The organism is Azospirillum sp. TSH100 (genome assembly GCF_004923295.1).
In the GTDB taxonomy this organism is placed as follows: Bacteria; Pseudomonadota; Alphaproteobacteria; order Azospirillales; family Azospirillaceae; genus Azospirillum.
In genome coordinates this window covers 541,780-557,048 of record NZ_CP039635.1, presented here as the reverse complement: position 1 = coordinate 557,048, position 15,269 = coordinate 541,780, and the positions used below count along the sequence as shown (strand labels likewise).

Sequence of the window (15,269 nt, the reverse complement as noted above, 5' to 3'; positions counted from 1 at the left end):
CGCTCCTTGGCGACGCGATCAGCGGGCGGGCGAGGTCGGTTGCAGCTCAACTGCCGGCGTCACCGCCGCGCCGGCAGCCGGAGACGGGGACGGGGCCGACGCGCCCTGGAGGGGGGCGGTCAGCTTGGCCGCCGTCTCCTCCAGCCGCCTGACCCGGGCTTCGGCGGCGATCGCGGCGCTCTCGGCCTCCTGACGGCGGCTCTCCGCGCGCGCCGCGGACTCGGCCGCTCCGGCACGGCGGCGCTCCGCCTCGTCGAGCGCCGTCCGGGCGGCGGCGAGGGCCTTCTCCCGTTCGCCCAACTCCTGGCGAACGGCCTGCAGGCGGTCGGCCTCCGCCCGCATCCGCGCGAGGTCCTCGGCCGCGCGCTCCCGAGCGCCGCGGCTCTCCGCGGCCTGGCCCTCGGCGGTGCGGGCTCCGGCCTGCGCGGCCTCGAGCTCCTTCTGCGCGGCCTCGAGCCTCTTGGCCGTCTCGGCCAAGCGCCCGGTCGCCGCGCGCGCCTTGTCCTCGGCGTCGCGGGCCTGGCGCTCGGCGTCGTCGCGCCGCCGCTCCAGGTCGGCCGCGGCCTCGCGGGCCTTCTGGGCGGCCGCGGCGTCGCGCTCGCGCTCGGCGCGCGCGGTGTCCGCCGCGACCTTGAGGGCGCCGGCTTCCGCGCGCGCGGCGGTGAGCTTGGCGACGCCGTCGGCATGGTCCTTGGAGGCCCGTTCGACGGCGTCCTCGAGATCGGCGCGTTTGCGCTGCAGATCCTGCAGGACGGCGGCGACCTCCTTCTGCTTGGCGGCCGCCTGCTGCTCGGCCTCCTGGGCGGCTTTGCGCCGGGTCTCCGCGTCGCGCGCGTCCTTCTCCGCGGCGGCGACGCTTCGCCGCAGGCCGTCGAGATCGCGCTCGGCGCTCTGCGCTTGGCGGCGTGCCGTCTCGATCTGCTGCGCGAGTTGCTTGTTCTCGGCCTCCAGGGCGGTCGCCGTGGCGCGGGCCGCCGCCTCCTGCTCGCGTGACGTCTTGAGACGCTGCGCCGCCTCGGCGACCTGGCCTTCGAACTGCTTGGCCTCGGCGCCGGCGCGCGCGGCCGCGGCGTCGGCGTCCGCCTTCTCCTGACGCAGACGCGCGATGTCCTTCTCCAGAGACGAGCGGCTGCGGACGAGGTCCTCGTTGAGGGCGGTGAGCTGGACGCGCTGCTCGCTCCAGGCCCGGCGCGCGGCGCCGTCGGACACGATGGCGGCGCCGGCGCCGGCGAGCCCGAGCGTGCCGAGCAGGCCGAGGCCGAACACCGTCTTGAAGAGACGGGAGTGCCCGGCGAGGGCCCGGTCGGCCTCGCCGGCCCCCGGATCCCGGACGCCGTCAGAGTTCTCGTACGACCCGTTCAACGCATTCCTCCATGTCCTCGCGAAGTTCGTAGACCCAGAAGCGGAGCACCTTCCAACCCAGCGACCGGAGCTGCAGGTCGCGGAAGTAGTCGGACTGCTTGCGGCTGCCGTCGATGTCGCGGTGCCAGCGGTCGCCATCCACCTCGACGTCGATCATGCGGCCGCCGTCGACGATCGCCAGATCAAGGCGGCGCCCGGCGACCGGAAGCTGCGGCACCGTGACGACGCCGCGCCCGAGCAGCGCGTCATGGAAGCGCTTCTCCCAGGGCGAATCGAAGGTGCCGATGCGATCGGCCGATCGGCGCGTGCGGCGGGCGGCGAGCGCCTGGACATGCCCGATGCCGCACGTCGCCGCGAACTCGATGTTGCCGAAGATGTGGCAGACGGCGCGGGCGCGGCTGACGGCGACGTTCACCAGGTTCGGCGTGGTGGCCACGAAGCCCCGGGCGCCGCGGGGCATGTCCGGCCCCAGGCAGAGGCTGAAGACCATGAGGTCGCGCGCGTCGCCCTGGAACTTGTGCGCGGTGGCGACGGTGAGACGGACGGCGTCGCGGATTTCGGCCGGGATCTCGGCCTCGAGACGGTCGCGCAGGCGATCGGCCTGCGCGACGAACGGCGTAACTACGCCGACGGAGCCGCGGTAGCCCTGGTCGAGCAGCAGGGTGCGCAGATGCGCGCAGACGGCGTCGGCCTCGGCCCGCGACCAGCAGCCGCTCGCCGCCGCGCTGATCGGACCGGCGACGGATGTCCAATGGAAGCCCGGCGGCGTGCTGGGCGGCGGGCGGATCGCCGCCGGCGCGGTGAGCGGGCGCAGGCGTTGGCCGTAGAAGGTGTCGCTGATGTAGTCGGCGATGTCCGGGTGGCAGCGGTAGTGGTCGCGCAGCAGGTGCTGTCGGCCGCCGGCGGCGGCGGCCACATGGAACAGGCTGTTGGCGACGAAGCTGTAGCGGCCGATGCCGGCGGCGTACAGCCCGGCGGCCCGCAGCGCGTCGGCCTCCCACGCGTGGTCGACCTTGGTGATGTGCTTGAGCTGCGCGGGGTCGCCGACGACCACGACCGAGCGCGCCCGGGCGAGCAGAGGGAGGGCCGAGGCGATGTCGCATTGCGACGCCTCGTCGATGATGAGGATGTCGAAAAGCCCAGGGATGAGCGGGATTTTGCTGGAGACGCCGAGGTTGGACACGGCCCAGAGCGGGAAATGCCGGAAGATGAGCTCCTTGGCGCGCATCCAGAGGTCACGGTACAGCTCGGCGCCGACGGCGCCGCCCCGTTGGGTGAGCCCGACCTCCCCGCGCAGGTCCGTCAGTTCCGCCCGGTCGGACGGCTCGCACTCCGCCAGGGCGTCCACCAGCGTCCGCAGCGCTGCTGCGGAGCGGCTGCGGATGTCGGCGGCGTATCCGGCCGGATCCGGCCGTTCGGCGGTGTCGAACGCGCGCAGCTTGGCTTCGAGGCGATCGCGTTCGGCCAGCGCGGCCCGCAGCCGCGCCCCCTTCCCGCAGACGGCGCGCCAGCGCTCGAGGTGTTCCTCGTCGACGGGCGCGGCGGCGGACGGCGAGCGGAGGCGGGCCACGGCGCGCATGAGGATGCGGCGCGTGAGGAGCCGGGGCAGGAGGCGCGCCCACCAGGGGGTGCGGTGGAGGTCCGGCAGCGCCGGAGCGCGAAGCACCCATCCGGCCGTTTCCGCGCCGAGTTCGGCCTCGAGGGTGTCGATTTCCTCGACGATCCGGCCAAGGGCGTCGGCTGCGGCCGCCACCTCGTCGAGCCGCTGGCAGGCCGCGACGCGCAGTCCGTCCAGGCGGCGGATCTGGTCGAGCGCCTCGGCGAGGCGGTCGCGCCGTCCGGAGGCGGCGGGGCGCGCCATGATCGACTCGATGGCGCGCTCGAAGCTGAAGCCGACAGAGTCCTCGTCGGTGTTGGCGCGTGTCAGGAGGGGCTTGTCGTCGACGAGGGCGCGGATGCGCTCCTCCACCGCGTCGAGGGCCTTGTGGTTGCGGCTCGCCAGAAGGACGCTGCGGCCCTCAAGCGCGGCGTCGGCCATGATTGCCGCGACGACTTGGGACTTGCCGGTCCCAGGCGGACCGGTGACCACCGTCAACGGCCCGCGCAGCGCGTCACGCAACGCGGCGAGCTGGTCCTGGCCGAGCTCGAGTGGCTCTGCCGCCGACGGCGCCGGGAGGGCGTCGTCGACGCGATCGCCTTCAGCTCCGTCCGCCGCCAGGGCGAACACGGCGGCGAGCGCCGTGGCGGACAGGTCGTGCTCGGACCAGGCGGCGATCTCTGCGATCTCGCGCGCCGCGCCGCGGGCGAAGCGCAGCTCCGAGGGAAGAAAGACGCCCAGCAGGTTGTACATGCCCGTGCGGTCGGACAGGTCGAGGGCATCGGCAAGACGCGCCGGTTCGATGGGCGCCCGCACGTCCGCGGCGGCGAAGATCTGCGCGCGTTCGGCGACCGACCTCCAGTCCTGGAAGGGCGCGTCCTTGCCGTCCTCGGTGTCCTCCAGCGCGGTCCAGCGCGAGAGATCGCTGGTGTCGCGGCCCCGGAAGCGCTGGTCCTTCAGCCAGTCGGCGGCGAACCGCGGAGTCTCGGCGGGGATGACGATCTCCAAGGCGTCCGCCGTCAGCGACCAGCCGCAGGCCACCGCGGCCACCGGGAGCACGAAGGGCGGCATGTCCTCGCTGCGCGGCCGGACGTAATGGACGGGGTAGGAGAGCACCAAGGGTTCGGCCTTGCGCCGGGCCAGGCCGGCGAGGAACGCCTCCGGCAGGTGGGCCCGCTCGATCCGCAGGCGTCCTTCGCTTCCGAGCTCGGGCCACCACCGCTCCGGCGGGCGGCAGAACAGGAACTGCTTGCCGTAGCCCTCGGCGTTCCCGTTGGTGTCCCGGGACTCGTTTCGGATCAGGCACTCCCGGTAGAAGGGGAGGAGCCGGCGCAGGGCGTCCAGGCCGTGCTCGAGGACGGCGGAGGCGTGCGGCTCGGGCGGCGGGTGGCGTCGGCCGTCGGTCAGAGCGACCGTGCCGCGGACCGCGAGAAGGCGGCGCCCGTCGGCCCCGGCCGGGCCCGCCGGGGCGTCGTCGGCGCCGTCCGGCCACGGCGCGCTGGCGGTGGAACCTGCGATCCATGTCCAGCGGCGGTCCGGGGCGACGCGGGCGAGACCGTCGCGCTGCAGACCGAGGAGCTGCTCGGCGACCGCTGCCGGCGTGGCGTCGAGGCGCGCCGCGCGAAGGAAGCGCAGAATGCGGAAGAGGTCGAAGCCTTCCGGGCGACCTTCCAGCGCGTGCCGGAGGGCGGTGCGGATGGCGTCGGGCGCGGCGTGGCCGCGCCAGCGCGTGACCGCCGGCGGCATGGTCTCGGCGGCGATCGGCGTTCCCATGGCCTCATTCTCCCTGCCTGGCGCCGGTGCGATGCGCTTTCCGCTCTCGTGGCGGCCGGTCTCCAGAGGGGCGTCCGCCCCTCGCTACTAATAGATAAGGAGAACGACATGTCCACCACTAAGGAAGGAGTTGCACCGTAAATTACGTTTCAGGGATGAAACATGACTCGGAGCAAAGCGTCGCGGTTACGAGGCCTCGTCCGAGGCGTCGCTTGTGGTTTCCTTCGGGTTCGCTGCCGACGCGATGCGAGCGTCGACTTCGGAGCGGAACAGAGCAGCGGGCTCGGCAGCCCGCCGGGTCAAGCCACCGCCACACGTTCGGGACCGATCACACGACGTGTCGTCGATGGCGCGAGTTCCAGTGGTCGCCGACCGTTCCGCAGGACCATGGCGGGATAAGGGCGCGCGTCCCGTATGTTGCGGCGTGATCGGCGCTGCCGGTTGAGCCGGCCGACGCGGCAGGGATCATCGACGGTTTCGCCGGCGGTCTAGGGCGTTCGCGGCGGCATTCTATGCCCGCATAACGACACCTCGGCGCAAGGGCGGGCTCGCGTATGGAATCCAGCCCAGCGGACATCCCGGCGCCCTGAAGCCCCTTGCGCTGCTCTGCGACGACCGCGGAACCGGTGCACAAGGGCGTGGCGGCGGCAGTAATCGTCTCGCGATAGGCCGCTGACACGTCACACCTTGACATGCTGGCGGTCCGACGTTGCGGCACGGCGATCTGCCGTGGTGGTTGGCAGTTCGGCCGCAGATACTGGTTCGGGCGTTTTGGGAAGGGGAGCCAGCGACTGCACTCGGCTCTTGTGCCACATCACCCCGCACCAGGCCGAGCTTCGAGCCGCTTAACCTGGTGTCCTTTCTGCCGGGGGAAGGTCCCGCTTTCCCTACCCAGATTTTCATCACGCAGGTCGTCGCGTAGCCCCAGCGAGTACGATGTCGAGCACAAAGACCGACATCGGGTGCATCGTGCGGTTCCGGATATCGAATCGCATTTCGAGCAACGTTTGGCTCTGCGCCTCAGGGTTCGCGGTGAAGGGAAACGAAGCAGGACGAATCGTGTCCCAGTGCCCGAAACCCTGGTCGAGGTGGATCTTCAGCTCTCCACCGTTGTCCCAGCGCAGGAGGAGCGTACGTTCGTGCGGCAGATCACGGTTCTGCCCGGTCTCGATACGCCCTCGCAGGGCGAGTCTGGCGAGCGCTGCCTTGACGACATCATCCCGGTGTTCGGTGAATGCCCAGTCGTCACGAAGCTGGAACGGGACAGAAGCATAGTCGGAGGAGCGGCGCGCCCGCGTCCGAACCAGCACATCCACCTCCCCCGCCCGCCCGGTCGCCGCAATCGGTTTCAACACCTCGCAGAGCAGACGCACCGGCAGCGGACTAAACAGGTAGCGATCCTGGTAGACGACCTCCGACAGCTTCCCGCCGGGCTGCAGGAGCTGGCCGATCTCTGGCTTGCGCTCGAGGACCAGCGCCCAGAAGCGTTGACCGAAGCCCTCCGCCGGGCCATTCATCTCGCTGGCGATCCGGATCAGGTCAGCCCGCTCCGTCTCGGTCTGGAACAGCAGTTCGGAATCGAGGCGACGGCTCACGCCAATGCCCGACGCCGATCCTCGTCCGACGACGATCGGTTCACCTTGCCCATCACCCCAGCCGGCATCGGGCACGCACGCCACAGCGCCCGCCGCCGCCCAATGCTCATCTCCGGCAGCGCTGTGCACGCGCGCCAGCACCGCTCCCCCACCGACCTTCGGCAAGGATGGCGTACTGGCCAAGTCGGCCCGAGACCGTTCCAGAAGGCTGCGCAAGGAAATCTTCTGGCCGAACGTCAGCGTCGCAATAGTGTCCTCCGCAAGGGTCAGGACGACCGGGCGGTCCTTGGCCCCCCATTTCTCGAGCAGCGGGCGGGCCGGCCAGGACACGAAGTCCCAGTCTGCTGGCGTGCCGCCGAGCCAGAGCTGAAGCGTAGTATCCGGGCGGGCGTGCATCGCTCGATCAATGGCCTCGACCAATGGCCGCACCTCGGCACTCGACGCCCCGATACCGAAGAATGCAAGCTCCGTCGGCAATGCCAGCCGTCGCAGGACGGAGGTCTGCAGGAACTCCAACGCCCTCCGCCGGTCGAGCTTGGGTTCGTCGTATTGGGTGTCCCGGGACAACAGGCACGCGTGGCAGGAAGAACGGCAATCGGGATTCCGGCAGTCCAGGACGCCTTCGGCATCCCGCAGGAGGGCGTCCATGAACTCGCCGGCAGCGCTGGAGAATCCGGCACCACCGGATGCCAGATCGTAAAGGAAAAGCGAGTAACAGGTTACCTGTCCCTCAGCCCGCGACAGTACCGACGCCCAGCCAAGTTCAGCGATTTCGACGCCGAGCCGGCGGGCCAGGGCTTCGCGCAACGCCACGGCAAGAGACGTAGCAATCACTTCGTCTCCCAGTTCGGGCAGTTGGAGTTCCAGAACGTCCGTACCGATGCCGTGGCCCAGCATCAGGTGGCGCTTGATGCCGAACGTCGTGTCCGCACCCGGACAGACGCCGTCATGCTGCCTTCCCTTCACCGCCCCGCGCAAAGGCAGATGCGAGACGAGGTCCCTCGGTATGACCGCGTCGGGTTGGCCGGCACGCGCGTGTTCGGCGGCGGCCCGGCCACAGTGCAGGCAGACCGCGTAGCCGTAGCCCTCTGCACCGGGGGCGAAGTGGAAGACGTGCCCCGTCCTGGTCACCCGGTAGCGGCCCAGCGACGGATCGGGCAACGCCGTCCACTGCCCGCTGCGCGCCGAAATCCACGGCTTGATCGGCTGCAGGTAGGTCGTCTGCGTGATGTCGGCGTGCGGCTTCTCCCGGAGATCGACGGAGAAGCCCGCCGGCTGCAGGTACGACAAGGTCTCGATGGCGTCGCTTCCGCAGGCGCTGCACAGTTCCGGCTGCACCGGCGCGGTGTCCGTGACGCCGCAACTCCTGCACTTCCAGGCGAAGCCGATCGCCTGGATCTCTCGCGCCCCCTCGTCCGAGGCTGGCCGCTTCCAGTTCAATGTCACGCCAGACGAGCGATAGACCAATCCATCGACCACGACGTCGGACCCCGGCGCATAGTCGCGGATCGCCAAGCTGAGCTGCCGGGTCGGATAGCCGCGGGCGGTGAATCGATTGTCGTCGCGAGTGCCGCCGTCGCCCTCTTCCTCGGCCAGTTTGCCGGCCGTGGTATTGACGAAGGAAACGATGTCGGTCGGAAAGCCGTAACCCGGCAGCACGCCGCGCGATGCCAGTTCCGACAGCAGATAGGCCTTCTGAAGGCGCTTGAGTTGGACGTTCAGGGCCTTCCTGGCCGCATCGTCGGTGCTCGGCAACGCCGCCATCGAATCCTTGAGCGCCCGCCACTCGCGCCGCCAAGCGTCGGTCACCTCGGCAACCGCCGCCGCCGTGTCGAAACGCAGGCCGGCGCGTCCCTCCAGGCAGGTTCCGGCCACCAGCATCTTGAGGTCGTTAGCGACGCCCCGTGGAAGTCCCGCCGGGTTTTCACACCACCCCTGGAAGGCGGCACTGAGTGCGTCGTCACGCCCGGCGGCCTCCGCCGCGGCCGACGGCTCGAAGAAGGTGCCGGCCTCAAGCTTGGGAATGTCGGATCCCGTCGACCGATCCCGCAAGAAGGCGCTGAGCAGCAGGGCGTTGACGTGGCGCTGGACAATGACGGGGCTGTCCAGGGATACCGACGGCGGACGGATGGCGTGGCGGAACGGCCAGGTCGGCTCCCGGAAGACGGCCCAGCCCAGCGGATTGTCCTTGCAGAAGGTGAACCCGATCGCCAGAGATTCGCCGCGGCGGCCGGCGCGGCCAACGCGCTGACGATAGTTCGCCGGAGCCGGCGGGACGTTGGTCATCACGACGGTGGAGAGGCCGCCAATGTCGACGCCCATTTCCATGGTGGTGGAGCAGTTCAGGATGTTGATTCTGCCTTCCTTGAACGCCCGCTCGTAGCGCTGCAGACGCCGACTCGGCTGCTGCGCGGAATGCTCGACCGACCGCACGTAGGGAGCGCCCTCGACGATGCGGTCGTGCAGATCCGTCCAGACGCCCTTGTCGCGGACGGCCTGCACCCGCTCGTCACGGGAGAGCCATTCCTTGATCGCGTCCACCGAGACGTCGGCACCGTCGCGGCTCCGCCTCCAAGGGAACGGTAGGCGCGGCATCTGAATCGGTTCACACCATACCGCTTCGATGCGCGAACCGAGCGGCAGGAAGGGAGTGAGGCCAAGGAAGGTGCGGTCCAGCACGCGGCCGGTCTTCGGGCACAGCCAAGCCTTCTCCACCGGTGTGATGCGCGCCTTGCGCAGGTCGAGCACGAAATCGGATTTCTGCTGGTCCCGCACCCCTAGGATCTGATTGTAGGCGGACTGCAGGCATTCGTTGATGCGATCGCGCTGCGCCGGATCGGCGAGGTCGAGCCTCAACCCGGCCGACAGAAGGCGGACCATCGCGCTGGTATGGGTTTCCCGTGTGGCCCACGGCCACGCGATCTCGATACCCTTGACGAGCGTCGGCTCACCTGGGCGCTTGAGCCGCTTGATCGAAACCCGGCGCCCGATCCAATGGCCGAGCTTGAGCTCGAGCGCTACGGCCGATCGGTTGCGCACGAAATGCGTGATCAGGACATAGAGGAAGTCCCGCCAATCCGAAATGCCGAGCCCGCGCTCGACGAACGGCCCTGGCACACTGGACTCCGGGATGCGCTCGATCGTGTCGAAGCGCAAAGATGCCAATCCCATGGTCTCGGCGCTGTTCAGCCGTTTGGGGCGGCGGAGGAACTCTCGCCAGAGCTGAAAGTCGGCCAACCGCGACGGGTCACTGAAGTCGCTGTCGTAGCGATGCCAGAGATCGACCATGGACTCCCGCAGATCGTCCAGGCCGGCCAGCGCTTGTTGAACGTCGCGCCAGGCCGGTGCCGGCACATCGGCCTTGAGCGCCTCGATCTTCTCGCGCTTGGTGTCGTATTGGCCGCGAAGTTGCGGCGCCAAGGCGAGGACCGGCTCGAGTTCGGCCATCTCCTTTTCAAGTGAGGCGATCTCCTCCTCATGCCCACCCGTGGCGGCTGCCTGCACGGCGTGATAGATGGCGCTGCGCACGAAGTTGCGTTCGGCGTCCTGCTGCAGCTTTGCAGCAAACCGCGCCGTACCCTGTCGGCTGTCGGTGAAGGTGATGAGCTGGCGCCCGTCGAACGGGAGATGCGCGTCGCCACCACGGGGCGGAGACGCTTCCAGGAGCTGCGGAACCGCGTTGCCCAGGAGGAAGGGCGCCCCGAACCGTGCCGACCGGAACAGCGGGGCCGATGACGCGTCCTTCCGGCATCCGCAGGCCGGGCACTCGTCGTCATCCCGCAGTCCGATTGGCAGGGCATCGGGCGCTTCCCGGCCGAGGAGGCGCGATTCCTTGCGATCCAGCCAGGCGTGTCTGGCATCGGGATGCGCCGGGTCAATGATGAGACGCCGCGCCAGCGCGACGGCCGGAGTGTCGTCGCCCCCGTCGCCATCATCGGACTCGGTGGTCGGCGGGTCCACATCCTGGGCGAACTCGTCGAGGTCTTCCGCGCTCTGGCATTGGCGAATGGAATAGTCCTCCGCTTCCTCTGCCACCACAACCGGCGCGCCGCAATCGGTGCAGCCGACGATCTCAAAGGTCGGAGTGCCGCAATGGGAGCAGCGGTCCGTCTCATGGGTGAATACGGCGCCATAGCGCCAGTCCGGCGTGTCGAGCGGCGTTCCCGCCCGTCCCGGGCATCCGGGATCGATGCAGGCCCAGAAACCCGGCTGGGCGCGGTGGAACAGGTGCAGGCGCAACGGTAGGAAGGCATGGCCGTCGCGCTTGGCGCGCCCACCCTGTTCGACCAAGTCGAGCGCCCGGCGCCGGCGCTCGGCATCTTCCGCCAGTTCAGCCTCTCCGTCCATCAGGACGCGCACGGCGTCGCTCAGCTTGAGCGGCGAATCGACGAGGCGTTGCCGTAGATCGCGCATGCGTGGACTGGCCGCCAAGCGCTCGAAGGCCGCCTTGGATGACAGGGCGGCGATCTCGGCCGGGGAGCCGATGGCCGTGTCCGGCACCTCCGGCAGATCCGGCACGGCGCGCTCACCGGTTATCACCACAACCTGTTCCTTGGGAACGCCGGCCAGATCGGCGAGGAAGCGCTGCAGCCGGTCCCGCACGTCCGGCCCCTCGCCGAGCGTCGCCGAGGTGGCGACGAAGCGCACCTGCGAGCCGTCGACACCGAACGCACGCATGACGCGGCGCAGGAGCAGCGCCAGTTCGGCCGCCTGCGATCCGATGTAGGTGTGGGCCTCGTCGAGGACGATCCAGCGCAGTTTCCCCCGCGACTTGTTCAGGATCGGCGCGTCCTCGGTGCGGACCAGCATGTACTCCAGCATGGTGATGTTGGTGACCAGGATCGGCGGCGGGTCCTGGCGCAGACGCTTGCGCGACAGGACCTCCGACGGCCGGCGTCGCTGCTGGTCCTCCTTGGCTTCGTTCGGGGTCTCGCCGTTGTAGAGGCAGAACCGGACGCGCCCGCCGAACCCGTGGGTCCAGTCGGTCAGGCGGTCGCGCTGGCTGTTGATCAGGGCGTTCAGCGGATAGAGGAACAGCGCCTGCACGCCGGTGAGACCGCCGCCTTCCGCTGCTTGGCGCGCCAGATCGTCGAGGATCGGGATGAGGAAGCACTCGGTCTTGCCGGAACCCGTGCCGCTGGCGACCAGGACGGAGCGCGGCGGCTCTTCGGCCAAGCGTTGCCAAGCCTCAAGCTGGTGGGCGTGGGGGTGCCAGATCTTCCTGAACCGGTAGGGCTCCCGGTCGGGATCGGGCCATTCCATCCCCTCGCCGTCAAGGATCTGAACAAGGCGCGGGTCGAGCAGGGACCCTGCCAGATCACCCATGGTGGCCGCCGCCGGCCGCCAGCCGAACGCCGCCTCGAGCACGGGGTCCGCAAGGAAGGATTCGCCCAGCCCGGGGAACCGGACGAGCCGGTGGCGCAGATGCTCGCGCAAGGGTTCCGAGTTCAGGCCGCTCTGGCTGATCACCGCGTAGGCGGAGCGTTCGGCGATGGCGGAGATCAGGGTGTTGAGAGACGTCTGCATCAGGCACTCCAGCAGGCGATCATGTCCGGTTCGGACGCGGCAAGACCGAGGGCGAACACATAGGCTTCATCGAACCACTCCGGGTCGAACGCCCGGCACAGGCGCAGCGCGCGCAGCGTCTGCCCCTCGACCGGGGCACCGGAAGCCGCGAGCCGGGCAGCGGCGAAGGGTGCGTCGAGCACCGGCCGATACGGTTGGGGAAGGTCGAGATGCTCGCGGGGAAGGCCGGTCACCACGCCGCGGAAATCGTGCTGGTCCGGCCACCGGGCTCCGTCGTTGCGCCGCCGCAGGCCCATCCGCAGTTCGGCCAGGCTTCCGGCAAAATGCAACCGGAACGGCTCCATGCCCAGGCGGGCCAGGGTGCAGTCTCCCGGCCGAGCCCGTCCCAGATGCTCCCGCACCAGGGCTGCCGTGCAGAACAGCAGCGGAAGCTCGTTCTCCACCTGCCCCAGCGTGTCGTCCGTCACCCGCGCCGCCAGGGCACGCGCCCTATCCTCCGTCTGGCCGCCTGCCACCAGCAGCGCCGCGAGGCCGCGCTCCGCGGCCGCGAAGGCGCCGACCCAGGAGCGGAGCGGCAAAGCAGCCCAGAGGAACGGCAGCTCATCCTGCATCCCCAGGATCGCCCCCACCATCGGCGCGGGAGCGCGTGCCACGAAGACGGTCAGCGCATCCGGCAGATCCGGCAGCAGGCGCAACCCGTCCAGCGTGGTCAGGGGAAGCCGCCCCTGGACCGCCTGCAGCGATTGGTCGAGTTCCTGCCACGCGGCGTGCTGCGGGTCGGCGGTCATGGCGTCGAGCAGGTCCCGTAAGGCGCTCTGGCGCTGGAGGAAGTCGGCGATGCGGCTGATCGCGCCGAGGGTGTCCGGTGCGTCGGGCGCCTCGCCCCCGGCAACCGGCACGGCCCGCGGCCGGAAGCGATGGCGGCCGCGGACGCGGCCATAGATCAGCCAGGGCCCGGGCTCCCGGCTGTCTTTGCGGAACACCCAGGCGGGCGGGCCGTCGGTCGACGGCGCCGACGGCAGGGGCTCCTCCGGCGCATCGAGGTCGGTGATGGGACGACAGACCATCTCGATGTCCGCACGTTCCGCCTCGTCGAGCATGGCGAGAGCGTGGGGGTCGATGCCGATCGACTCGTCCTGGATCTTCAGCTTCAGGTCGACCCGGCACACCTCCACCATCTCGCTCTCCTGGCCGCCGCATCGGACCATGAGCCGGACGACGGCATCAAGGTCCTGGGACACCGCAAGCAGGTTCAACATGGCACCGCGTAAGGACGCCAGGGAGCAAGTCCCCTGGAAGCGGTGGCGGATCCAGAGCGAGCGGTCATCCATCCGGTCCGCCTTCAGCCAGCCGAAGATCTCGGCATCGCCGCTGCCGGGATCGGCGACGGCGCGGACGCCGTAAAGCTGGTCGAGGGGCAAGCGCGCCCACGCCCGAAGCCACTGCCCGCGGGCATCGATGAAGCCGCCGCCCCGCACGGGGAAGGGAAAGCGGCAGCACACCTCGCCCTGCCCCGGCCAAGACGCAACGAGAGGCACGCGGCTCGGCGGCTTGCCATCGGCATCCAGCGCGATCGCCACGCCGGACCCGACCGGCTCGACCTCGAAGCGGACGCCCCCGCCGAGTTCGTTGCGATCCACGCGCAGGTCGGCCGCGCCGAAGCCCTCCAGCACGAGTCGCCCGCGGCGCGGGCCGTGCGCCTCGATCCGCACTTGAGCGGACTGCGGCAGCACCGCCAAGCGCAGCCGGTCGAGTGCTTCGCCTCCCCGCACCAGCACCACGTCGATGAGGCCGCACGGCCAGGAGCCGTCGCGTGGAAGCGCCTGCCAGGCGCCCCCGCCCGCCGGTCGCCAGCGGAGATCACCCGGGGGCACCGGCCGGCCGTACGTGCCGCCGGCCACCTCGCGCAGCACGGGATGGCCGAGCACAGCCAGCGGGGCCCCAACGTCCCAGTTCGGCGCCCGCCCGTCCACGCTCAGGCGACTGCGCGCCTCGTCGTCGCTGCCGGTCCGGAAGACGACGGACAGCCCGTCGCCGCCGTCGCGCCACCGGATCGTTCCGGCCACCTCATGGATCGTAAGGCCCGTCCCGCCGATCGGCCCCAAGGCTCGCACGGTTGCCCCGTCGGAGGGAATCAGGTCGGTGCCGTCGTGGCAGGCGACGAACAGGCGGTCCCGCCGGGTCCGCGTGCTGCCGCTGCCGATGAGGCGCAGGCGCACCAATGGAACCTCATCGTCGATCGCGTCGAACACCAAGGGTTCTTGTGACGCCGGCTCGCCGCCGGGAGCGGCGAAGGTCTGGACCGTGGCATTGTCCACGCGCAGGGCAAGTTCGACCGGCGCATTGAGAGGCCAAGCGATGGGCGCCCGCGCCGCCGACAGCGGCTCGACCCGCCATTCCCTTCGCTCCGACCGTTCAGCCTGCAGAAGCGCCAACGGACCGCCGACAACGCCTTCAAGATCGCCGGTGGCGCGCAGCCGAGCGCGCGTCGCTCCACCAGCGATCGTTCCCAGGGGAATCGGGCCGTCCTGAGGAACCACACCGTCCAGGGTGAACGTCAGCATGGGACGCCACGCCACACCGTCATTCACCAGCGTTCGGTTGACCAGCGTGTTCAGGTCGGCACTGTGGCTACGCAGCGCCACAGTCTCCCGGATCAGGCCGGCCAGCAGCCCGTGCGCCGCGTCGTCCTCCACGGACAGCGGCAACTCCTCCCGCCAGCCCAGCGCGTGCGCGTCGAGCCAAGCCACGGCATCAGCTGGCGCAACCGATGTGGGAATGCCGTCACGCCGGCGCAGCACCGCGGCGAGCAGTCCCCCGATCAGAACATGGACCTCCGGCCGCCGGAAACTCGCCGGCAGAACATGGGCGTGCTGTTCCGATAACCGGCGACCCAAATCCTCATTGGGGCCGAAGCGATCCAATTCGCCCAGCACACGCCGGAGGTGGTCGGTGAGGCGACCCTTGCCTAAGGCAAGCAGACCGAGCGGCAGCCCCCCTTCCAGAACAAGACTTACCAGAAAACCACGGCGATGCGCCAAATGACGCAGGTCCCGCCGCCAAAACCGGAGTCCCTTTTCCGTCAGCTCACTAGCTGTCTTCCACTCGTATTCGGCACGCAGCGCTTGGAATACGGGCTCCCATCCCCAAGCGTTGCCATCGTAGTAACGACGCCACCATTCCGCGACGTAAAGGCAAAACAGTGCGGCGAGATGCGTCTCTACAGGCGGTTGATCGATCTTCGCCTTGATAAGCCCATCCTTCAGGGCAGCCAACTCGGCATCGGTACAGCGGTAGGCGTAGAGCGGCCGACCATCAGGATCGCCAAGACCACGTCGCGGCAGGAATTCTCCGGTCAGCCATCGCATGGCACGAAAACGGTCTTGGCTCACGATTCTCAGCTCCCTTCAGGCCCG

4 protein-coding genes are annotated in these 15,269 nt (G+C 69.8%); all 4 read right to left on the bottom strand.

Going from position 1 to position 15,269, the window contains the following annotated elements:
- Positions 1-18: 18 nt before the first annotated feature.
- Positions 19-1,362: a hypothetical protein gene (locus E6C72_RS15095; protein ID WP_109083898.1), complete on the bottom strand. Its 1,344-nt coding sequence runs from the start codon at positions 1,360-1,362 to the stop codon at positions 19-21.
- Positions 1,337-4,732, bottom strand: coding sequence for an AAA domain-containing protein (locus E6C72_RS15090; protein ID WP_109083899.1), 3,396 nt, complete (start codon positions 4,730-4,732; stop codon positions 1,337-1,339). The genes E6C72_RS15095 and E6C72_RS15090 overlap by 26 nt, the downstream gene beginning before the upstream one ends.
- Positions 4,733-5,634: 902 nt before the next feature.
- The gene (locus E6C72_RS15085) at positions 5,635-11,853 is read right to left on the bottom strand and encodes a DEAD/DEAH box helicase (RefSeq protein ID WP_109083900.1); all 6,219 of its coding nucleotides are present in this window, start codon (positions 11,851-11,853) and stop codon (positions 5,635-5,637) included.
- On the bottom strand, positions 11,853-15,245 hold the full coding sequence (locus tag E6C72_RS15080) for an STY4851/ECs_5259 family protein (RefSeq protein WP_136700774.1): 3,393 nt from the start codon (positions 15,243-15,245) through the stop codon (positions 11,853-11,855). Before E6C72_RS15080 ends, E6C72_RS15085 begins: the two co-directional genes overlap by 1 nt.
- Between the last annotated feature and the right edge of the window lie 24 nt (positions 15,246-15,269).